Origin of the sequence: Croceicoccus estronivorus (assembly GCF_001625325.1) — a bacterium.
Classification (GTDB): domain Bacteria; phylum Pseudomonadota; class Alphaproteobacteria; order Sphingomonadales; family Sphingomonadaceae; genus Caenibius; species Caenibius estronivorus.
The window spans coordinates 147,105-167,203 of the sequence record NZ_JRQQ01000002.1 but is presented as its reverse complement, the minus strand read 5'-3'; the positions used below and the strand labels follow the sequence as shown (position 1 = coordinate 167,203).

Annotated in this window: 22 protein-coding genes; 18 read left to right on the top strand and 4 right to left on the bottom strand. The window is 61.4% G+C overall.

Annotated elements, in window-relative coordinates; all coding sequences use genetic code 11:
* The first annotated feature begins 2 nt into the window (after nt 1-2).
* From MB02_RS03930 to MB02_RS03910, 5 genes are all read left to right on the top strand, one after another.
* Nucleotides 3-1,718, top strand: coding sequence for an NADPH-dependent assimilatory sulfite reductase hemoprotein subunit (locus MB02_RS03930; protein WP_067532848.1), 1,716 nt, complete (start codon nt 3-5; stop codon nt 1,716-1,718).
* Nucleotides 1,711-2,901, top strand: a complete 1,191-nt coding sequence (gene metB / locus MB02_RS03925) for a cystathionine gamma-synthase (protein ID WP_067532845.1) — start codon at nt 1,711-1,713, stop codon at nt 2,899-2,901. The genes MB02_RS03930 and metB overlap by 8 nt, the downstream gene beginning before the upstream one ends.
* A 1-nt stretch (nt 2,902) precedes the next feature.
* Nucleotides 2,903-3,139 (top strand): hypothetical protein, encoded by a 237-nt coding sequence (locus MB02_RS03920; RefSeq protein ID WP_067532842.1) that lies wholly within the window; start codon nt 2,903-2,905, stop codon nt 3,137-3,139.
* A gap of 65 nt (nt 3,140-3,204) precedes the next feature.
* On the top strand, nt 3,205-3,531 hold the full coding sequence (locus MB02_RS03915) for a hypothetical protein (protein WP_067532839.1): 327 nt from the start codon (nt 3,205-3,207) through the stop codon (nt 3,529-3,531).
* Nucleotides 3,531-3,896 carry a DUF488 domain-containing protein gene (locus MB02_RS03910; RefSeq protein WP_067532836.1) on the top strand — a complete coding sequence of 122 codons (366 nt, stop codon included), beginning with the start codon at nt 3,531-3,533 and terminating at the stop codon, nt 3,894-3,896. Before MB02_RS03915 ends, MB02_RS03910 begins: the two co-directional genes overlap by 1 nt.
* A 62-nt stretch (nt 3,897-3,958) precedes the next feature.
* On the opposite strand, the gene MB02_RS03905 is transcribed toward MB02_RS03910, so the two are convergent.
* From MB02_RS03905 to MB02_RS03895, 3 genes are all read right to left on the bottom strand, one after another.
* Nucleotides 3,959-4,516, bottom strand: coding sequence for a 3'-5' exonuclease (locus MB02_RS03905; RefSeq protein ID WP_067532833.1), 558 nt, complete (start codon nt 4,514-4,516; stop codon nt 3,959-3,961).
* 61 nt (nt 4,517-4,577) lie between these two features.
* Nucleotides 4,578-4,976 carry a hypothetical protein gene (locus MB02_RS03900; protein ID WP_067532830.1) on the bottom strand — a complete coding sequence of 133 codons (399 nt, stop codon included), beginning with the start codon at nt 4,974-4,976 and terminating at the stop codon, nt 4,578-4,580.
* A gap of 229 nt (nt 4,977-5,205) precedes the next feature.
* Entirely contained in the window at nt 5,206-5,505 is a 300-nt protein-coding gene (locus MB02_RS03895) for a DUF2285 domain-containing protein (protein WP_067532827.1), read from the bottom strand.
* 151 nt (nt 5,506-5,656) lie between these two features.
* Between MB02_RS03895 and MB02_RS03890 the strand changes: the two genes are divergently transcribed.
* Nucleotides 5,657-5,932, top strand: a complete 276-nt coding sequence (locus MB02_RS03890; RefSeq protein ID WP_067532824.1) for a helix-turn-helix domain-containing protein — start codon at nt 5,657-5,659, stop codon at nt 5,930-5,932.
* On the opposite strand, the gene MB02_RS03885 is transcribed toward MB02_RS03890, so the two are convergent.
* Nucleotides 5,906-6,808 carry a helix-turn-helix domain-containing protein gene (locus MB02_RS03885; RefSeq protein WP_067532821.1) on the bottom strand — a complete coding sequence of 301 codons (903 nt, stop codon included), beginning with the start codon at nt 6,806-6,808 and terminating at the stop codon, nt 5,906-5,908. The genes MB02_RS03890 and MB02_RS03885 overlap by 27 nt on opposite strands.
* A gap of 137 nt (nt 6,809-6,945) precedes the next feature.
* Here MB02_RS03885 and MB02_RS03880 point away from each other — a divergent pair, with 137 nt between their 5' ends.
* The 12 genes from MB02_RS03880 (at nt 6,946) to MB02_RS03820 (ending at nt 20,009) form a co-directional block, all read left to right on the top strand.
* Nucleotides 6,946-7,428 (top strand): RNA polymerase sigma factor, encoded by a 483-nt coding sequence (locus MB02_RS03880; protein WP_206598567.1) that lies wholly within the window; start codon nt 6,946-6,948, stop codon nt 7,426-7,428.
* 110 nt (nt 7,429-7,538) lie between these two features.
* Complete coding sequence (locus MB02_RS03875; RefSeq protein WP_067534071.1) at nt 7,539-8,552, top strand: FecR family protein; 1,014 nt, start codon at nt 7,539-7,541, stop codon at nt 8,550-8,552.
* Nucleotides 8,553-8,743: 191 nt separating this feature from the next.
* Complete coding sequence (locus MB02_RS03870; protein ID WP_170304623.1) at nt 8,744-11,233, top strand: TonB-dependent siderophore receptor; 2,490 nt, start codon at nt 8,744-8,746, stop codon at nt 11,231-11,233.
* 89 nt (nt 11,234-11,322) lie between these two features.
* Entirely contained in the window at nt 11,323-12,879 is a 1,557-nt protein-coding gene (locus MB02_RS03865) for a PepSY-associated TM helix domain-containing protein (RefSeq protein ID WP_206598566.1), read from the top strand.
* A 292-nt stretch (nt 12,880-13,171) separates the two neighbouring features.
* Nucleotides 13,172-13,453 (top strand): DUF3325 domain-containing protein, encoded by a 282-nt coding sequence (locus MB02_RS17370; protein WP_170304622.1) that lies wholly within the window; start codon nt 13,172-13,174, stop codon nt 13,451-13,453.
* Nucleotides 13,450-14,247: a TonB family protein gene (locus MB02_RS03850; RefSeq protein ID WP_082825950.1), complete on the top strand. Its 798-nt coding sequence runs from the start codon at nt 13,450-13,452 to the stop codon at nt 14,245-14,247. The genes MB02_RS17370 and MB02_RS03850 overlap by 4 nt, the downstream gene beginning before the upstream one ends.
* Before the next feature lie 92 nt (nt 14,248-14,339).
* The gene (locus MB02_RS03845) at nt 14,340-14,657 is read left to right on the top strand and encodes a hypothetical protein (RefSeq protein WP_170304621.1); all 318 of its coding nucleotides are present in this window, start codon (nt 14,340-14,342) and stop codon (nt 14,655-14,657) included.
* Nucleotides 14,658-14,668: 11 nt separating this feature from the next.
* The gene (locus MB02_RS03840) at nt 14,669-15,271 is read left to right on the top strand and encodes a hypothetical protein (protein ID WP_156495404.1); all 603 of its coding nucleotides are present in this window, start codon (nt 14,669-14,671) and stop codon (nt 15,269-15,271) included.
* Between the two features lie 180 nt (nt 15,272-15,451).
* Nucleotides 15,452-16,228, top strand: coding sequence for a DNA -binding domain-containing protein (locus tag MB02_RS03835; RefSeq protein ID WP_067532799.1), 777 nt, complete (start codon nt 15,452-15,454; stop codon nt 16,226-16,228).
* A gap of 449 nt (nt 16,229-16,677) precedes the next feature.
* Nucleotides 16,678-17,676, top strand: a complete 999-nt coding sequence (locus MB02_RS03830) for an ArdC family protein (RefSeq protein ID WP_067532796.1) — start codon at nt 16,678-16,680, stop codon at nt 17,674-17,676.
* On the top strand, nt 17,673-18,113 hold the full coding sequence (locus MB02_RS03825; protein ID WP_067532793.1) for a DUF2958 domain-containing protein: 441 nt from the start codon (nt 17,673-17,675) through the stop codon (nt 18,111-18,113). Before MB02_RS03830 ends, MB02_RS03825 begins: the two co-directional genes overlap by 4 nt.
* A 99-nt stretch (nt 18,114-18,212) precedes the next feature.
* Nucleotides 18,213-20,009, top strand: a complete 1,797-nt coding sequence (locus MB02_RS03820) for a ParB/RepB/Spo0J family partition protein (protein ID WP_067532790.1) — start codon at nt 18,213-18,215, stop codon at nt 20,007-20,009.
* The last annotated feature ends 90 nt before the right edge of the window (nt 20,010-20,099 follow it).

Sequence of the window (20,099 nt, the reverse complement as noted above, 5' to 3'; positions counted from 1 at the left end):
CCATGACGACCGAGACCATCGACCGCAGCCGCGACCTCTCCCAACCTCTCGACCGGCTCGGGCCCGACGAAAGCATGAAGGACCGGAGCGATTATCTGCGCGGAAGCATCGCTGATGGCCTGCTCGACCGGATAACCGGCGCGGTGCCCTCCGCCGACGATGTCAAGCTGATGAAGTTTCACGGTATCTATCAGCAGGACGACCGTGACCTGCGCGACGAGCGCCGCCGCCAGAAGCTGGAGCCCGCCTATCAATTCATGATCCGCGTGCGCCTGCCGGGTGGGGTCTGCAGCCCGGCCCAATGGCTGAAACTCGATGAGCTTGCCCGCGCGCATGGCGGCGAGACCCTGCGCATCACGACGCGCCAGACCTTCCAGTTCCACTGGGTGCTGAAAGACAGTCTGCGGCCGATCATCCAGGGATTGCATGACACGCTGCTCGATACGGTCGCTGCCTGCGGCGACGACAGCCGCGGCGTCATGTGCACGGTCGATCCGCAAAGCTCGCAATTCCACGCCGAGGTGGCGGCGATGTCCAAGCAGGTCAGCGACCATGTTATCCCCAAGACGCGCGCCTACCACGAAATCTGGTATGGCGACGAGCGCGTGGCTTCGTCCGGGCCGGAAGAGCCCTTCTATGGCAGGACCTATATGCCGCGCAAATTCAAGATCGGCTTCGCGCTGCCGCCCTCCAACGATATCGACGTCTATGCGCAGGACCTGGGTTTCATTGCCATTGGCGGGCCGGATGGGCTGGAAGGGTTCAATGTCGTCATCGGCGGCGGCATGGGTCGCACCGATCAGGCGCCCGAAACCTATCCGCGCCTCGCCAGTCTCATCGGGTTCGTTCCGGCGGATCAGGTCATCGCCTGCGCCGATGCGGTGATGGCGGTCCAGCGCGACTATGGCGACCGCAAGGATCGCCAGCGCGCGCGTTTCAAATATACCATCGACGACAAGGGACTCGACTGGATCAAGGCCGAGATCGAGCAGAGGATGGGCGCGCCGTTCCAGGACGCGCGCGCTTTCACCTTCACCTCGAACGGCGACAGCTATGGCTGGAATTCGACGCCGGACGGGCGCCATCACCGCACGGTCTTCATCCGCAGTGGCCGGCTCGACCTGAAGCTCCTCGATGCCTTCCGCGATATCGCGCGTATTCATCGCGGCACGTTCCGCCTGACGCCCAACCAGAATGTCATCATTGCCGGCGTTCGGACCGAGGACCGCGCCGCCATCGACGCCCTACTGGCTGAATACGGGCTGGAAACGGACACTGTCTCTCCGTTTCGGCGCAATGCGATCGCCTGCGTTGCCTTGCCGACTTGCGGCCTCGCCATGGCCGAGAGCGAACGCTACCTGCCGACGCTGCTTGAGAAGATCGAGGCAATCCTCGCCCGCCATGGGCTCGCTGACGAACCGATCACGCTTCGGATGAGCGGTTGCCCCAATGGTTGCTCGCGGCCCTATATCGCAGAGATCGGGCTGACGGGCCGTGCGCCGGGCAAGTATAATCTCTATCTTGGCGGCGGATTTCATGGCGAGCGTCTCAATCGCATGGTGCGCGAGAATGCTGGCGAGGCGGCGATTCTCGAAGACCTGGATGATGCACTCGGCCGCTATGCCCGCGAGCGTCAAGCAGGCGAGCATTTCGGGGATTTCACTATCCGCGCCGGCATTGTCCGCGCGGTGACGGAAGGGCGCCTGTTCAATGAGTGATCGCGGGAAGCTATCGCCCGATCCGGCGACCGTCGCGGCAGCCTTCGGCGTCGCGGAAGACATGGCCTATGGGGCTGTCGCGCCACCACTCTATATGTCGAGCACCTACGAATTCGCGGGCTATGATCAGCCACGGCTCTATGACTACGGCCGCGGTGGCAATCCAACGCGCGATCTTCTGGCAGAGGCGCTCGCAAAACTGGAAGGCGGCGCCGGCGCCGTCATCACATCGAGTGGTATGGCCGCGCTCGACCTTTTGGTCAGTCGGTTGGGGCCGGACGACCTCATCCTTGCCCCGCATGATTGTTATGGCGGCACGATGCGGCTCTTGAAGGCGCGCGCAAGCCGCGGGCACTGCTCGGTCCGCTTCGTCGATCAGTCTGATGATGTTGCCTTCGCCGCCGCTTTGGAAGAAGTGCCTGCTCTCGTTCTGATCGAGACACCCAGTAATCCGCTAATGCGCGTCGTCGATATCGCGGCTCTCTCTCTGCAGGCAAAGGAAGCAGGGGCGGCGGTGGCCGTCGACAACACGTTCCTTTCTCCGGCGATCCAGCGCCCGATTACACTTGGCGCTGATTATGTCATGCATTCGACCACCAAATATCTGAACGGGCATTCCGATGTGATCGGCGGTGCAGTGATCGCCGCCGATCCGGCGGAAGTGCAGGAGCTGCGGCATTGGGCCAACGTCGTCGGCAGTGCCGGCGCACCGTTTGATTCCTGGCTGACCTTGCGCGGTCTGCGCACATTGTTCGCGCGCATGCAGGTCCAGCAGAGCAATGCCATGGCCGTCGCGACATGGCTCGAACAGCACCCGGCCGTCAGCAAGGTCCATTATCCGGGGCTGCCCACGCATCCGGGGCATGCAATCGCATCGCGCCAGCAGGACGGGTTCGGCGCCATGCTGAGTTTCGAACTGGCAGGCGGCGTCGATGCGGTTCGCCGTTTCATCGACCATGTGAAATTTTTCACCCTCGCGGAATCGCTCGGCGGTGTCGAAAGTCTCGTGGCGCACCCAGCGACGATGACACATGCCGACATGGGAGACGAGGCGCGGGCGGTCGCCGGTATCAATGACAGTCTGCTGCGCCTGTCGATCGGCCTCGAAGCCGAACAGGATCTGATCGCCGGACTCGAATACGGACTGGCCGCGTGTGACCTGGACGGGATGCAAGGAGGATGACGTGCCCGCCTATGTGCTGATCGTCGATGTCTTCGGTTTGATCCTGGCCGTGATCGGCTTCTCCATGGCTTTTCGGCAGGACTTTGTCAGGCGCCTCGTCGGACGGCCGCCGCGTCCGGCCTCATCGGTGAACGAAAATAGCGATCCGTTGACCTATATCCTGCGCATCGCCGGTATCATGATAATGGCATTCGGCATTGCCATCGGCGGCATGGTCACGATGTTCAGCCTCGCCTAGGATGGCATGTCCGTTCCCGGCGCTGCCTCGACTTCATCTTGCCCCACCAGAGCAGGAGCAATGGCATGACGCATGAATATGATGATCCGATCGACCCTGAACAGCTCACCCAGGCAGTTCGCTACATCGCCGAGCGTTATCGGGCCGAGGGCTGCGAATTGAACGACCTGATCGAAGAGGTGGTCGATGAGCGGCTCTGTGGCTGCGTGGCGTCCCGGCAGGATTCTACCGACAGACCGGTACGTGACGGACTGATCTCCGAAATCAAAAGGCAAGTCCGACGATTGCTCGACGATGGACTGTTCGACGAGGTCGACGAAGCCTCGATCGAGTCTTTTCCGGCAAGCGATCCGCCCGCGTGGATCAACCGGGGAGACAAGGACAGGCGATAATGGGCTTCATACGCATCAAGCGAATCTATGATGCTCCCGCAAGCACTGATGGGAAGCGGGTTCTGGTCGATCGCATCTGGCCGAGAGGCGTGTCGAAGGAATCCGCAAAGCTCGATCTCTGGCTTAAGGAGATCGCGCCAAGCCCGGAGTTGCGAAAATGGTTCGGCCACGATCCGGCTCGATTCAAGGAATTTAGCGATCGCTACCGCCAGGAGCTGAAGGCAAATGACGTCGCGGTGAGCGAGCTATGCGATCTTGTCGATCAGGCTGATGTGACGTTGCTCTATGCCGCCCGAGACAGGCGGGCTAACCATGCAATCGTCCTGGCTGAATTCCTCAAGCAGGAAGATGGTCGAATTGAATGAAGCAAGTCTGCCTCGACTGTGGGCCTCGCTTCCACACAGATTATGCGCATCCATTTACTTCGCTAGATGGCGGCATAGGTCAGCATTTCCGTGGGGCGGGGTGCCCGACGCAAGGACTGGCCCTTTGCCTGCACCTGCTTCTCGAGTTCCATCAGCAACGCAGCCAGCCAGCGTGCGTCCTCTCCGGCACGATGCCTTCCAAATCCCATTGCATCGATGCGGGTCTGAGCGTCGAAGATGACACAGCTCGCGAGACCGGATTCCCGCAGTATTTCGCTGACACATTGAATCTCCACCGGGCAAGGTTGCGCTGCGGCCTCGTAAAGCGTTTCGAGCCAATAGGCATCGATCGGGCTGTCGGCGATAACCTGCGCTCCTCCCAGCGCTTGGGCAAGCTCGACCGCGACCCGTTCGACCGGTATTCCATCGCGCCACAGGTCCGCTTGGCAAAGCCGGTGTAGACTTTCGGCCTCGTCAGTCCAGGTCCAGCCAGTCCAACTGGCATGCGGACGGATCAGCCAGGATCGGGATGTAAAGCCGTCTTCGGAGATACCCACTTCTATCGGATAGGACAAACCATGTTTGGGCAGGCAGGAAGCTTCGAAATCGATCGCAATCATATGCATGGTTCTGGATCTGGATCAGGTCTGTTCGTGGAGCAGGAAGGCTGCTCTCTACGGCTTACTGCAACAGGTTGGATGAACGGGTCGGTGTTCCGATCAGGATCTGTGTCGAAGTGATCGCACAATCCAGACTCGCCGCCACTTCCGTCAGGCAGTCAATGCACGTACATCGCTGCCTCGATCCGTCGAGCAGGCCGAGAAGCATGGATTCGTCCTCGGACAAGGCCATAGCACTGCCAATCACGACTGGCCGTCCAAGTGCATTTTCGCACAGGCTCATCAGGCTATCGAATACCGGTGCAAGCATTTCACAGTCGTGAGATACGAACATCTGGTAGAGGGATGGCTGTACCGCTTGTCCGGTATCGCGTGCTTTCCGCCAGCACCGTGCCCCCTCGACAATAACTGTACGACAGGCAACCCCATCAAGATTCAGCGGTGGAAAATGGCGGGTCATTAGTCTGTCCTTTCTGAATTCCTCCCCCTGATTTTTCTTATTGCGATTAGTTCGCAACTAGTAGCGAGTGTTGATGGCGGCCGCAAGTCACGAGTTGTCGGTCTGTCGAAACGGAAAGGCGTTCTGCCTGAACATGAGTCGATCAGATAAATGATCGCCTCTCAGCGCTATCGGCCTTGAGGCGCTAAAGCGATGCCGTGCCTACGCTAGCCGGGGTAATGGCTCCAAACTATCCGCCGCGTGGGCGCATCTCGTTTTGAGCATCTGTCAACAGCTTGTTATGACCATGGTCGCGCATCCATCGCGCGCGGGCGAGATGAGCGGCATGAATGGCGCGTGCTTCGCGCGGTTCGCAAACCGGATCGAGACGAAGGACGATGCGGGCAACGTCGGCCCAATCCGCGCCATCCGCTTCGGCATCCAGTAGGCGCAAATACACTATGAGCAGGCGATAATCATAGTCGGTGAGATCGTCCGAACAGGGCGGTGCGGGCAGAAGATCAGGTTCCAGAGTGGGGCGCGGTCGCATGACGCTCTCTCTTCGGCGTTCCACTCTTCCATGGCTCGGAAGTAGCGGTTCGATCCTGCGCTCTTCCACGTCAAAGTCAAGCCATCCTGAAATGGGATAATCCTACATTGGGATCAAGACGGCAGCCGGATTTCACAGATCGCCGGTCAGCATGTCAAAGTCTCTTCGTTCACCTCGCCACAACAAACTCCGGCAATTGCTGGTGGATGCCCGAAAGAATGGCGGGTGGACGCAGGAACAAGTGGCTGCGAAGTTGAGCAAACCGCAGTCCTTCGTCGCGAAATATGAAGGCGGTGAGCGGCGCCTCGATCTGATCGAACTGATCGATGTGCTGCGCGCCCTGGACCACGACCCGATTGCCTTGGTTGAGGAAATCTTGCGCGAAGATGGCGGTGGGATTTCAGAGCCGATCCAGTCTGAAGCGTGATGGCGTAGTGCCCACGAGCCTCCGGAAATGGGCGGCGAAATGACCATGACTGGAAAAGCCCGTCGCATGGGCAATCTGCGTCACCGACGCTTGTGAGGTGAGAAGCAGGGCCTTTGCACGTTCGATACGACGCTGGATGACGTAGCGGTGCGGCGGGTGGCCGGTCGATTGACGGAATGCGAGACCGAAGTGATGGGTGCTCAGCCCCGCAATCGTGGCCAGTTCGCGAACCGATAGATCGTCCGACAAATGGGCTTCGATATAGTCGACAACGCGGTGAAGCCGGGCTGCGCCGAGGCCGCCGCGCATGGGCGTTGGGGCCGGGGTGCCTTCAGCATATTGGCGGAACAGATGGACAATCGTTGCCTTGGCCAGACCCTCGATAAAAAGCCTGCCACCAGGACCGCCGCGCACCAACTCCTCCGACCAGGCGGGGAGGGCGTTACGAATATTCCGATCGACACTTCCGACCGTTGGCCGCAGCATGGCCCCCACCTTACCGAAGGTCTCCATGCCCACACGGTCAATCATGGCTTGATCGAAAGCCACGATCAGCAATTCCGGTGAACCTTGCCAGCGCTGGAAGAAGGGATTGTCGCCCGGATTGATATGCGCCATGCCCGGTTCAACGCGCGTGACCCGGAGCCGGTCACTTCCTGGTTCCGACCATTCAAGGTCGATCGGGTCACCCACATGGATCGCGATGCTGAGTTGCGAGCCTCCGATGATCTTTCCGTCTTCGTTGGGCGTCAGCGCACTTCGTATGATATGCACACCGTCATATGACAGGCTGTTGGCGAGCTTTAGCCGGGTTGATCCGCGCGGTGCACTGAAGTCGATCATCTCGCGCCCGGCCGGCCTCCGGGATTTGGGCATGCCGGAACCTCCTGATGAACAAGACGAATCCGGGCCTGAAATTCGGTAAGCAGCCAATTGTTGCGAACGTCTCGCAACTGCGTTATGTCAATCCGAAATCGGGATAGTGCGAGGAACGTGCCTTGGCGGATAAGGCGTTGACGCGCCTTTATGTTGCTCATCGGCGCGGCATAAAGGCCTATCTGAACAATAAAGTGGGCGACGCTGCCATTGCAGACGATCTGACCCAGGAAGCCTTCCTGCGGCTCGCCGAAGGAGGCGCCACTGCCGTCGTAAACGGACGCGCCTGGCTTTATCGCACCGCGCACAACCTTGCCGTCGACCATCATCGACGGGAAGCTCGTCGTCGTACTGACACAGTCGATACGGAACAACTGGCGGCCGTGGTCGACGACACGCCCGCCGTCGAAGAACTGGCCGCTGCGCGTAGCGCGCTCGATCGGGTCCGGTCAGTTCTGGAAGAGCTTCCAGAGCGCACCCAACAGGTATTCGTGGCCACGCGAATCGACGGGATGACCTACAGCGAAGCGGCCGAACACCTCGGCATTTCCGATTCTTCGGTCCAGAAACATCTCGCCCGTGCCGTGCATCATGTCATGCAACGAATGAAACCTCGATAAACGGGGACGGGCAAATTACTGAATCCGGGAAACTCAAACGTCCTATCAGGATGCGCGTTGGGGCGTCGCGGGAAGACGTACCGTCATGAATGAAAGGGCAATGCGGCTGCGTGTCGGGCGATAATGACCAGACGGAAGATCCGGGCCTCAGGGCGGCGGAATGGGTCGTGCGGTTGGGCGGAGGCCCACTCGACACGCAAACCCGACGTGAGTTGGATGCCTGGCTTGCTGCCGCCCCCGATAATGCGGCTGCTTTCAAGGAGGCGCAATCCGCGCTCGGTCAGATGGATGCGCTCGCGCGCGAGCCCGGATCGTTAAGCCGGCACAGCGTTCATTCACAGTCGGATGCTGCCTCGCATATTCCGACCATTCCACTTCGACGCCGACGCTGGCCGCAACTGGCCGCTCTGGCGGCCAGCATCGTGCTGGTCGTGACTATCAGCAGCGCATGGCTTGGTAACCCCGTCACCTTCCTGCGTGCCGATCATCGCACGGCCATCGCGCAGACGGGTTCGGTCACTCTGCCCGATGGAAGCCGGGTAGATCTCGGCCCATCGAGTGCGATCGCCGTGAACTTTGACGAACATGAACGCCGCATCGAACTTTTGTCAGGCGTCGCCTATGTCGTCGCGGTCCCGAAGGGCGAGGCGCACGGCCGCCCTTTCGTTGTCGAAGCGGCCAATGGACAAGCCCGGGCGCTGGGCACTCGGTTTGAGGTCGAGCGCCTGTCCGGAGAGGTTGCTGTCACCGTGATGGAGCACAAGGTGGCCGTCTCGGTAGGTGACAAACCATCCGGTTTGTCCAATCGCATCATTCTCTCTCCCGGAGAGAAGGTACGATACGACCAGACGGGCCGACTTTATCCGATCGGCAAAGAAGGTGAGGAGCAGGCTCTGGGATGGCGGAAAGGTCAACTCGTATTCGACCGTGCTCCGCTGGGCCAGGTCGTAGCCGAACTTAACCGCTATCGTGCCGGGCGCATTGTGGTGATCGGCGGCCGGTTGGGCGACGAGAAGATCAGCGGCGTTTTCGATGCGGGAGATATTGATGGCGCGTTGACATCGATTTCGGATGAGGTCGGCGCCCGCATCGTGCGTGGACCTTTGTTCACTGCCCTATATTGAATCGACATAAAATCAGTACCTTGAAGACTTTCCGATAAATTCCGGAAAAATCTTTACCGAGTTCCTCCCGGTCGGACGTCTAGGCAATACGCTAATGCGAATGGTTAGCGATTAACGTCTAGGCTTGTTTGAAAGGGTATATGATGGGGGTTCTCGCTGGGGCACGGATAAGGCGCGGCAGGCAGTTCATCTTGGCCGCGACGGTCAGCGCGTCGGCGATCGTGGCTGGAGGTTTTGCTTTCCCGGAGCCAGCCGCGGCGCAATCGAGTACCGAGCGCCGGATTGATGTGGACATTCCGGCGCAGGATTTGAATTCGGCGCTTCTGCAGTTCACCCAGCGTGCCGGTCTCCAGATAGTCTACACGGACGAAAAGGTCGCTGGGCGGCGCAGTTCCGCCGTCAAAGGTCGCTTCACGCCAGTCGAGGCATTGTCCCGGTTGCTGGTTGGGACAGGTTTGACGTTCCGGTTCACCGGCGAGAACCGCGTTATGCTGAAGCCTGCACCTGAAAGTGCGGATGGTGCGATCCAGCTGGGGCCGGTACGGATCGAAGCCAGCAGCCCAAGCGGTGTGAGCGTTTTTGCGGGCACCACCAGCGATCCGATCGCGACCGAGAACAGCACCTCTTACACCACCCCTGAAGCTAGTATTCTGAAAAGCGCGACGGCACTCAAGGATATTCCGCAATCGATTACGGTCATCACCCGCCAGCAGATCGAGGACCAGGGGATTACTGATATTGGCGCCGCGATTGCCCGCGCACCGGGGATCTACAAATTTGATCAGAATTCCTATGTCAGCGATAGGGATTCGGTAGGAACGTTCTTCTCGCGCGGCTACGAGATCGATACCTATATGGTCGACGGCGTGCCGCGCAACGCACTCAACTATTTCGGTTATGGTTCGATGCTCTCAGGCAGTGGCGCGATCTATGACCGCATCGAAGTGTTGCGTGGCGCCGCGGGTCTGCTTGTTGGACAAGGAGGACCGGGCGGAACCATTAATTTGGTACGTAAGATGCCTACGCTCGATCGGCAATTGCATCTGGCGCTAAGTGCAGGATCTTGGAACAATTATCGCGCCGAAGCAGATTTAGGTGGTCCACTGACCCGGTCGGGAGGGCTGCGGGCGAGGATTGTCGGAGCCTATCAGGACCGCGAGCGCTTCTGGCAAGTGACCGATTCGACCTCGTCGCTGGCCTATGGCGTACTCGAACAGGAATTGTCGGATACGCTCATACGGCTCGGTGGCCGCTTTGAGCGATATCGCGAGTATGCACCCGAAGCGCGCCAATTCCTCCTCGACTACATACCCGAGCGATCGCGTCTCTACAGCTCGGACTGGGGTTTTCGTAAGAGTGACGAGACCGAGGTCTTCCTCAATGTCATCCATAATCTCGCTGCGCGCTGGACGCTCGAACTTGCCGGATCGCACCGCGAGTATGATGGTGACCAACTGCTCTACGGCTTCAACAGCGTCAGCAGCACGCGCCTGCAGGGACGTAAGAGGGAATACACGACGGACGGACTCGATCTCTATCTGAGGGGTGCCTTTACCGCCTTCGGTCACGATCACGACTTGACCTTGGGACTTAATCTTGCGCGCGAGAAGGCGTTTGGCCGCCGGTTCGATTACTATTTCCAAGACGTTGCGCTTGACCCCGTGACGTTCGATCCGCGCACGACCCTTCCGCTAACCGACGAGATAAGCGCGCTTATCGCAGAAGGGCGCGGTCAGCCGGCAACCGAAATTGAGGCCAAGAGCAAGGGCCTGTACGGCAAGCTCGACTTTACAATCGCCGAGCCGCTAACTCTGGTTTTGGGAGCACGCATAAGCTGGTACGACTATTCAGAGATGCTACTCGAAGAGCCGTCTGCTGCTGTGCTGTTGGACGGGAAAGTGGAGGGGCAGTTCTCGCCCTATGTCGGGCTGATCTATGAAATCAATTCGCGCTGGTCGGCCTATGCAAGCTATACTGATATATTCCGCCAGCAATTTGGCAACTGGACTCGCGACGGAACTCCCGCCGCTCACCTCCTTGGTAAGAATTACGAAATTGGGCTGAAGGGCGAACTGGTTCACGGCAGGCTGAATGTCGCATTGGCGGCATACCGGGTCGATCTCGAAAATTCACTGCTCAGCGAAGTACCGCCCTTCGACCAGACCTGCCCGGGCAATCCCACCGGCGGGGGGTGTGTTGTGGCAGCAGGCCAGCAGCGTACGCAAGGCTTCGACGCGGAAGTGAGTGGGGAGCTTCTGCCCGGCTGGCAGCTTGCGGCAGGATACACCTATACGCATACCGAGATTCTCAAGGCGGACGCTGATGTCGGATCTCCATTTAGCAAGACACCGGCCCATATGTTTCGGCTCTTGACCAGCTATGATCTTGGTGGGGACCTGTCCGGGCTTGCTATCGGGGGTAGTCTGCGTGCGCAAAGCAGCGAGGAATTTGGCGACCAAGCGTTTCTGCTGGATTTCGGAATTCCCGCTGCAAGCCTTGCGCAGAAGGGGTTCGTCCTTGCGGATGCGTTTCTACGCTATGAACTCGACGATAATTTTGAACTGACTGCCAATCTCAACAACATTTTTGACAAGTCCTACTTCCAGAACGGGGCGAGCCTGTTTCGCAACCAGTATGGAGAGCCCAGAAACGTCCTGATCACGCTGCGTGCGACTTACTAGGCCGAAGGCACGACCTTGAAGCCCTGTTTCCGTCCAGCTGCGCAAGCCACCAACGTGTCGGCGCCATGAGGGAGCGTTTTCGCCAATCCATGGCCTGGCTGCACAGCTGGGCCGGGCTAGTTGCGGGCTGGGTGTTGTTCTTCATCTTCGTGACTGGAACACTAGGTTATTTCTACGTCGAGATCGATCGCTGGATGCGCCCCGAACTGCCGCTCGCCGGGCCGGTGCTGTCGCAGCAGGAAGCAGCGGCAGCGGCGGATGCCTATCTTCGCCGCACCGCACCGGATGCCGATAGCTGGATCATCCGCCTGCCCAACAGACGGGATCCCACCATGTGGGTCGCCTGGACCGAAAAGGGGAACGAAGCAAGTGAGCGGCGCGACTATGATGTTGCCGCGCGGCGCTTCACCGCGCCGGTGCAGCCGCGCGAAACCGGCGGCGGATACGAGCTGTACCGGATGCACTGGCAGTTACACTATTTGCCCAAACTGCTCGGTATCGTGATCGTAGGCATCTGCACGATGGCGATGTTCGTCGCACTAATGACGGGAGTTGTCGCCCATAAAAAGATATTTGCCGACTTCTTCACTTTTCGGCCAAGTAAGGGGCAGCGCTCGTGGCTCGATTTGCACAATCTTGTTAGCGTAACGGCGTTGCCATTCTTTGTAATGATCACTTTTAGCGGACTGGTATTCTATCCCACGGTCTATATGCCGGCCGCTGTCCACGCACGCTACGGCGACGCTTATGAACAACTCGAAGGCGACCTGTATCCACAATTTCCTCCACCGGCTCGAACCGGCAGGGCCGAGGCCTTACTGCCTGTGAACCAGTTTTTGGCCCAAGCCGCGCTCTATTGGGGGCCAGGCGCGGCGGCGGCCCTCGTTATTCATCAGCCCGGCGATGCCGCTGCGAGCGTCGTGATGGGACGTTCGGGCAAAGGAATGGTGCGGCGAGATGCGGACGAACTGCTTACCTTCGAGGGGGCAAGCGGTGCTCTGATCCGGAGCTCATCGTCACTTCGCTCCGCCCCGCGGGCAGTAACGAGCGCGCTATATGGTTTGCATGAAGGAGTATTCGCGGGATGGACCTTGCGTTGGCTCTATTTCACGTCTGGGCTACTCGGCTGCGCGATGATCGCTACGGGGCTAATCCTGTGGACCGTCAAAAGGCGGAGCAGGCATGATTGCGGCGAAAGAGGAAGGTTTGGATTCCGGCTCGTTGACAGTCTCAACGTCGGCACGATTGCCGGATTACCTGGGGGCATTGGGTTTTATTTCTGGGCAAACCGTCTTCTGCCCGTGGGCTTGGCCGAGCGCGCGGTCTGGGAAATGCATTGCCTGTTCATGGGCTGGGGGCTGATGTTGCTCTGGGCCACGATCAGGCCCGCACGCAAAGCATGGGTGGAGGTTCTGGCTCTTGCCGGTTTGAGCTTTGCCGCATTGCCGCTGGTCAATGCGCTCACAACCTCGCGGCATCTCGGAACTACCATTCCGGCTGGCGATTGGGTGCTGGCAAGTTTCGATCTTACTGCGCTCGGGGCGGGGCTCCTCTTTTTGGCGATTGCCGCGCGACTGCATTACCGGGCGCGCGTTCCTGCCAAGATGAAGGGCCGGCACCCTGTACCTCCCGGGGTATGTCGGTGAGCCGGCGATACCGATCTCGTGGCTGTCGGGGCTCAGTGGTTTCGCGCGTCCTAGCCGCGATCTTAGGCGGCTATTGTGTTGTCTCCCTACTTTCTGCGGCCGTGGCGCTCGCGTTGCCGGAGCCGCGCTATGAAGCCGCTATGGTAGCAAGCATGATCGCCTATTTAGCCTATCCAGCTATCATCATGGCGGTGTTCCACACAAGCAGCGCGGCGCGGGCCTGGGTCTGGCTGGTTGGTGCAGTCGTGCCGCTCGCGCTAATCCTCTGGCTATTCCTACCAGGAGCGATGCCGTGATAGAGTTGGCAGCATTCCTGTTGCAGTTTGCCGGTTTCGCAGCGCTGGCCCTGTCGATGCCCAGGCATTTTCGCGAGTTCTTTGGCAGTCTACCTGCACGATCTGCGAAGTTGAGCATGCGTGTCGTTGGCTGGTCGCTGCTCACGCTGGCGTTCATTCCGGCGATTTTCGGCGCTGGTGCTTCAATCGGCATCGTGTTGTGGTTCGGACTTGCCACGCTTGCCGCGTCGGTCGTCGCGCTCACCCTGACCTACCGGAATCTCTGGTGGCGAACATGAGCTTTCAACAGCGCCTGGATCGGCACCGAGAGTCTGTGCCAAACGAGGAAGCCGAAGCGCTGTCTGATCCGGCCACATCTGAGTCCAAGGTCGAAATAATCTACTCGCGCGAAAGTAGCTATACGGGGCATGGCCCGGGCGAGCGGTCATTTGGCTTGATCTTGACGGTCGCCTTTCATGTGACCGTTTTCGGCGCATTTCTCATCAACTGGGGCGTTAGCTACGTGCAGCAGGAAGTGCCGACGCTGACTGTATTCGATGTGGGCAAGCCCGCCGCGCCGCCCGAACCCGAGACCGAAATCCCGCCCGGCCCGGAGCAGATCAAGAAGGAAAAGCCGCTGCCCGAACCTGCCCGGCCGAAGATCGAGCCGCCGGAAATTCGCATCTCCCGCAGCACTCCGATCACCTTGCCGGACATCAAGCCCGTTCCCGATCCGGGGCCGCCGGTCGAACGGACGACGGCACCCGAGAGCAAGCCCGCACCGCCCGCGCCGCAGGTGAGCGATGCAAAGCCGACATGGCAGGGTCAGGTTCTCGCCGCGCTCAACAAGGCCAAGCGCTACCCGCGCGAGGCGAGTTTCCGCCGCCAGCAGGGCGTACCGTGGATACGCTTCGTGATCGACCGCGAGGGCAGAGTGCTTTCGACCACGCTCGAACGCTCGTCCGGTGTGCGCTCGCTTGACGAAGAAGCGCTGCGCCTGCCGAAACGCGCGCAGCCATTGCCGAAACCGCCGACGGACGTGCCGGGCGATACGATCGAACTTGTCGTGCCGGTCGAGTTCTTCATGTCATGACCGTGGCGCGGCGAAGAATTGCGAGCGTGGCGCCCCGAAGGGCGCGGGTGCCCGTCCATCGCCGCTCGGCCGCCGAACAACGGGTGATCCGGATGATCCGGGGCGATCGGATCGAGGACGATGGCGGTTCTGCAATATATATTGCGCAGTTCGGCAAGCTGCGGACGCTCGCCGCCCGCAGCGCGCTCCTCATCCAGGACCCCGGCGTTCCTTTTCCATCCCTGAATGAACTGAATTTGCTCGCTTGGCTCGCCCAGGCGCAGCGTGTCGCGAGCTACACGCGCCAGTTCCACCCCGACCCCATGCTGACCATGACCATCGTCCATTGCGCGGGCACGCTCGACGCAATGGGTATCCGACTGCCGTCGCTGGCGATCTACAATCCCTCCGTGCGACCGGCCTATGGATGAAAGGAAGCATCATGCCGCGTCGTCCATCTCTCATCGTCGCCTCCATCTTCATGCTCGGCGGATGCTCGAGCTCGTCGCAGGATGCTAATGAGGCCAATTTCATCGCGGCCTTACAGCACTGGTATGACGAGCACCCCGAATGCACGACCCTGGCGGCGACGGGGAGCGTTCCGATTGTGCGTGAAGCCACGGATCGAACGGCGTCGAACAAGATTGACGCGGCTGTCGCGGCGGGCCTGCTGACTGTTGAATCCTTCCTCGAGGTCCCGCGCTTCGGCACCAAGCCGATCGACTACCGGCGCTACAGGCCGACCGATATTGGCCGCGACGCGGTCGTCGACGATGACCGCGGTATCGGTGGCGTCAGGATCTGCTTCGCGCATCGAAAGATCGAAAGCGTGCAGCGCTTCACCGAACCGGCAGATATGGCCGGACTCCATATGTCGCGCGTCACCTATCGCTATGGCTTCAAGGATATTGCATCATGGTCCGCCAACCCGGAGATTCAATCGACCTTGCCGGCGATCGGTGCGAGCCTTGCCGACATACCCGGCGAAGCGACCGACACGCTCATTCTGACTGATAAAGGATGGGCGCGGCAGAGTTCCAGGTGACGCATCCCGGTACTTCGCCGGGTGAATGGAACGATTGCCGTCCTTTCGTGGAAGCGCGTTCGGCAATTCCTGAGAATCATGCAAGTCTGACCGGCCTGCCCTCCGGGGCATCGGCCGCACTGTGCTGCCTCGCCGGTTCTTACCGGTCCCGCTCGACGGGAACGGAAGAGGAGAGGAAGCATGGACGAGGCCAGGACGGCGTCGGGCCATTCGTCATGGGCCGACGACACCGCCTATGTCCCTCTGACAGGGGCCGATCGCGCAACCTTCGCCTGGGAGTTCGCGCGCCGCAAGTGCGGTTCGCCGACCTGTGCGCCTTCCTCCGGCACCGCCCTGACCGACGACATTCTGCTCGTGCGGGAAGAGGAGCCATCCACTTTGCCGGGACTGCGCTTTGCGCTTCCTCCGGCCAGGCCGGGGGAGTTTGCGGCCGTGCAATGGGACTGGACATGCGATCCTTCGGTGCTGCCCGTCACTGCGCTTCCCGCCCGCAAGGGCTTCGATTTGCGCGGCCTGTGCCTGCCGGCGGTCGTAATGCGTGGCCGCAACGCAGAACATGTGCTGATCGCCGATGGACCGGTCCGCCTGCGCCTGGCGGTTCTGGACGGAACCTTGCTCGAAGGCGCGGTGCGTTTTCACTATCATCTCCCCCAGGGGCATAAACCCGCAAATCTGAGTATGCTCAGGTGCTTGATGATGGTGCGTCGGTGCGGGCATCTTTCCGGACCGCGGAGCCTGTCGGCGGCACGGGCATCGCGATGGGCTGCGGTGCTGCGCGCCTGGGACGCGCATTGTGCCGGAGCCAGCCAGCGCGATATCGCTTATCTGCTCTGGGGCCGGTCCCGTGTCCTGGAAGACTGGAACGGGCGATCCGACTATCTGCGGATGCGGGTCTATCGCATGATCCATTGCGCACGCCGGCTTGTGAACGGCGATTGGTGGACGCTGCTGCGATAGGAGAAAGAGCAATCCGGCGTCTCGCCCGCGAACGGGCGACCGCGCTCTACGCCGCTAGGCTCCTTATGTCGCCAAGCTCTGCCGGGCCGCTGCGCGTCCCGGTCCATTCGGATGACGATCGCTGACGCATGTCCGGGAGCTGGCGCTCCCGGTTATGGCCCGCCGCGCCTGACCGGCGCGGCGACGCTGTTTGTGGGCAGTCCCTTGGGCGTGCCGGGTGGTCGGCGCGCCCTGCTAGGCCCGCCGCGGCGCGCGGCAAGCCTACGCTGCCGCTCCGGCTGCTTCATTGCATTGCGCCCCTGCGCCCACCCCATCGCTAGCGCGATGGGGACCCCGGACTTGGGTGCCGCCCGCCGCTTCCTGCGGGCCTTTGCGGTCGCTTCTGCCGCCCACCCGCCACGCCCGGCGGGAACTGCGGCGAGGATTTGAGCCGAGACAGGAGGTAGGCAATGGCTAGTTCGGGCAAGCGCCGTGCGCGGGGCGAGGGCAGTAGGGTCTCGACCCGCAAGGGCGAGGCAGGCCCGCGCGTCAATATCTATGACGAGGTGACGCAGCGGATCATAGCCGAGCTTGAGGCGGGCCGCTTCCCGTGGGTGCAGCCGTGGGATTCGCGTGTCACGGGCGGCCCCGGCCTGCCGATGAACGCGCTGACCGGCAGGCGCTATTCAGGCATCAACGTCCTACTCCTATGGGGTGCGGCCATCGGTGGCGCTTACCCCTCGCAGCACTGGCTCACCTTCAAACAGGCACTGGAATCGGGCGGCAATGTCCGCAAGGGCGAGAAGGGCACGATGGTCGTCTATGCCGACCGTTTCGTGCCCGAAGCCGAAAAGACCAAGGCGCGCGAGACGGGCGAGGACGCCAAGGCAGTCCCGTTCCTCAAGAGGTTCACCGTGTTCAACGTGGCGCAATGCGAAGGCTTGCGCCCAGAAACCCTAACCGGGCTGGCGCGTGATCCTGCGCCGCTGCCGACCCGCGAGATCATTCCCCATGCCGAGGCGCTGATAGAAGCCACCGGCGCTGATTTCCGCATCGGCGGCAGCGAGGCTTTCTATTCGCCCGGCGGCGATTTCGTGGCCGTGCCGCCGCAGCCCGCCTTCCGCGATCAGATCAATTTCTATCGCACCGCCTTTCACGAACTCTCGCACTGGACCGGCCACGCCAAGCGATTGGGCCGCGACCAGTCGGGCCGCTTCGGATCGAAGCCCTATGCGCGCGAGGAACTGTGCGCCGAAATCTCCGCCGCCTTCATCTGCGCCGCGCTCGGCATCGTGCCAACCGTGCGCCACGCCGATTACGTCGGATCGTGGCTTGAGGTCTTGCGGGAGGACAATCGCGCGATCTTCCGCGCCGCGAGCCACGCCAGCAAGGCCGCCGATTTCATTCTCGCTTTTGGCGATGCCGAGGACTCCCACACCACAGGCACCGAGCGGAGGGCGGCGGCATGATCCTCCTGACCCTCGAAATCCGCGCCGCCTTGCGCGCCAACGATATTGCCCGGATCGCCGCGCAGGCTGACGGCCAGCGCGAACCCGACTCGCTGCCCGTGGTCAAGCTGTTCAATCCGATGGGCGCGGCGACATGGCTGGCGAGCGAACTGGACGAAGACGGCGACACGCTGTTCGGACTGGCCGACCTTGGATTCGGTTGCCCGGAACTTGGCGCTTTCAGCCTGTCCGAAATCGAATCCGTCCGCCTGCCCGGCGGGCTTGGCATCGAGCGCGACCTCTATTTCGAGTCGCGCTTTCCGCTGTCCGCCTATGCCGAAGCGGCGCGGATCGCAGGCCGCATCACCGAAGCCGAAGCCCTGCTCGCCACCGCCGCGCGGGCGCGCGATGTGCTCACACCCCGCAATCCCGAAATTCCGCCCACCAAGGACGGATGAGCCCGCGCGGACTCTTTTCCGCGCTATCCCGGCTGCATCCGCAACCCTTCCCAAGATCGAGCGATGCAGCCGGTTCACCCCAAGAAGGAGTGCCCAACCATGCAACTCGCAAATATCGAACTTGGCAAGCTCTCGGTGAGCAAGGCCAATATGCGCTATGGCCGCAAGGCCCCGGACGTGTCCGACATTCTCCCCTCGATCCGCGCGCGCGGCGTGCTCGTGCCGCTCTTGGTGCGGGCGAATGGCAGCACGGAGACATTCGAGATCGTCGCCGGATCGCGCCGCTTCCATGCCGCACAGATCACCGCACAGGAGAGCGGCGAAGCCGATCCATTGCCCTGCGCGATCATGGAGGACGGCGACGATGCGTCCGCGCTGGAAGCTTCGCTGATCGAGAATATCGCCCGGCTCGACCCCGACGAGGTTTCCCAATGGGAGACCTTCACCCGGCTCGTGCAGAAGGAAGGGCGGACGCCCGAACAGATCGGCCAGACTTTCGGGCTGACCGACCTCTATGTCCGCCGCATTCTCGCGCTCGGCAATCTCGTGCCGCGCATCCGCGATCTCTATCGCAGGGAGGAAATCGACGCGGGGACCGTCCGCCATCTGACTTTGGCCAGCAAGGCGCAGCAGAAGGACTGGCTTGCGCTGTTCGATGATCCCGACACCTATGTGCCGACCGGCTCGCAATTGAAGGCGTGGCTGTTCGGCGGCGCGTCGATATCGACCATGGCGGCGATCTTTCCGCTTGGCGAATACAAGGGCCGGATCGTTACCGATCTGTTTGGCGAGGACGGCTATTTCGCCGACAGCGATCAGTTCTGGTCCGCGCAGAACGCCGCCATTGCCGCCCGACGTGATGCGCTGATCGAAGCGGGCTGGGCCGATGTCGAGGTCATGGAACCGGGGCAATATTTCCATTCCTGGGAATATGAAAAGACGCCCAAGGCCAAGGGCGGCAAGGTGTTCATCACCATCAGCCATCGCGGCGAAGTCGAAACGCATGAAGGCTGGCTGTCCGCCAAGGAGGCACGGAAGGCGCGCGCGCAGGCGGCGAAGGCCGACGCCAGCGAAGCGGACAGGGAAGCGGCGACAAACGCGCGGCCCGAAGTGACGAGCGGCTTGCAGACCTATATCGACCTGCACCGCCATGCCGCCACCCGCGCCGTGCTGACCGATCATCCCGGCGTGGCGCTGCGGCTCATGATCGCCCATGCCGTCACCGGCTCCCCCTTGTGGAACTTGCGCACCGAGCCGCAGTCCTGCCGCAACGAGGCGGTAGCCGAAAGCGTCGAGACGAGCGCCGCCGAAGCCAGATTCGACGAGAAGCGCCGAGCGGTTCTGGCTCTGCTCAATTTCGCGCCCGACGAACCCACCGTCACCGGCGGCAACGGCATGGACGAGGATACCAGCGCCATCTTCGCGCGGCTGCTCGCGCTGCCGGACGGCGATGTTCTTGCGATCCTTGCCGTCGTCATGGGCGAGACGCTCGAAGCGGGCAGCGCCGTGGTCGAGGCGGTGGGAGCCTATCTCCAAGTCGACATGGCGAACCTGTGGACGCCCGACGATGCGTTGCTGGACCTGATCCGCGACCGACAGGTGGTCAATGCGGTGCTGCGCGACGTTGCAGGCAAGCACACCGCCGACGCCAATGTCGCGGAGAAGATCAAGACGCAGAAGTCCATCATCCGCGATCATCTGACCGGCAGCAACGACCGCAGGAAGGTCGAGGGCTGGGTGCCCAAATGGCTGCGCTTTCCCGCCGCCAGCTACACCGCCCGGCCTTTCGCCACACTGGCGAAATGGAAGGATGTGCAGCGCCATGTAAAGGGTCTGCCAGCACCGCAGCCCGTGGAAATGGGGCCGGTCGAACCCTATGCCATCGCGGCGGAATGATGGAAAGGGGCGGCAATGCCGCCCTTTCATCTTTGTGATGTCGTGTGAAAAATCGTCGCCGTCCGCGCCCGGTATAGGGCGCGGACGGGA

Coding starts and splice junctions, on each gene's coding strand:
- MB02_RS03930 (WP_067532848.1), top strand. CDS start 3: ATGACGACCGAGACCATCGACCGCAGCCGCGACCTCTCCCAACCTCTC.
- metB (WP_067532845.1), top strand. CDS start 1,711: ATGAGTGATCGCGGGAAGCTATCGCCCGATCCGGCGACCGTCGCGGCA.
- MB02_RS03915 (WP_067532839.1), top strand. CDS start 3,205: ATGACGCATGAATATGATGATCCGATCGACCCTGAACAGCTCACCCAG.
- MB02_RS03910 (WP_067532836.1), top strand. CDS start 3,531: ATGGGCTTCATACGCATCAAGCGAATCTATGATGCTCCCGCAAGCACT.
- MB02_RS03905 (WP_067532833.1), bottom strand. CDS start 4,516: ATGATTGCGATCGATTTCGAAGCTTCCTGCCTGCCCAAACATGGTTTG.
- MB02_RS03900 (WP_067532830.1), bottom strand. CDS start 4,976: ATGACCCGCCATTTTCCACCGCTGAATCTTGATGGGGTTGCCTGTCGT.
- MB02_RS03895 (WP_067532827.1), bottom strand. CDS start 5,505: ATGCGACCGCGCCCCACTCTGGAACCTGATCTTCTGCCCGCACCGCCC.
- MB02_RS03890 (WP_067532824.1), top strand. CDS start 5,657: ATGTCAAAGTCTCTTCGTTCACCTCGCCACAACAAACTCCGGCAATTG.
- MB02_RS03885 (WP_067532821.1), bottom strand. CDS start 6,808: ATGCCCAAATCCCGGAGGCCGGCCGGGCGCGAGATGATCGACTTCAGT.
- MB02_RS03865 (WP_206598566.1), top strand. CDS start 11,323: ATGGCCTGGCTGCACAGCTGGGCCGGGCTAGTTGCGGGCTGGGTGTTG.
- MB02_RS03850 (WP_082825950.1), top strand. CDS start 13,450: ATGAGCTTTCAACAGCGCCTGGATCGGCACCGAGAGTCTGTGCCAAAC.
- MB02_RS03845 (WP_170304621.1), top strand. CDS start 14,340: ATGATCCGGGGCGATCGGATCGAGGACGATGGCGGTTCTGCAATATAT.
- MB02_RS03840 (WP_156495404.1), top strand. CDS start 14,669: ATGCCGCGTCGTCCATCTCTCATCGTCGCCTCCATCTTCATGCTCGGC.
- MB02_RS03835 (WP_067532799.1), top strand. CDS start 15,452: ATGGACGAGGCCAGGACGGCGTCGGGCCATTCGTCATGGGCCGACGAC.
- MB02_RS03830 (WP_067532796.1), top strand. CDS start 16,678: ATGGCTAGTTCGGGCAAGCGCCGTGCGCGGGGCGAGGGCAGTAGGGTC.
- MB02_RS03825 (WP_067532793.1), top strand. CDS start 17,673: ATGATCCTCCTGACCCTCGAAATCCGCGCCGCCTTGCGCGCCAACGAT.
- MB02_RS03820 (WP_067532790.1), top strand. CDS start 18,213: ATGCAACTCGCAAATATCGAACTTGGCAAGCTCTCGGTGAGCAAGGCC.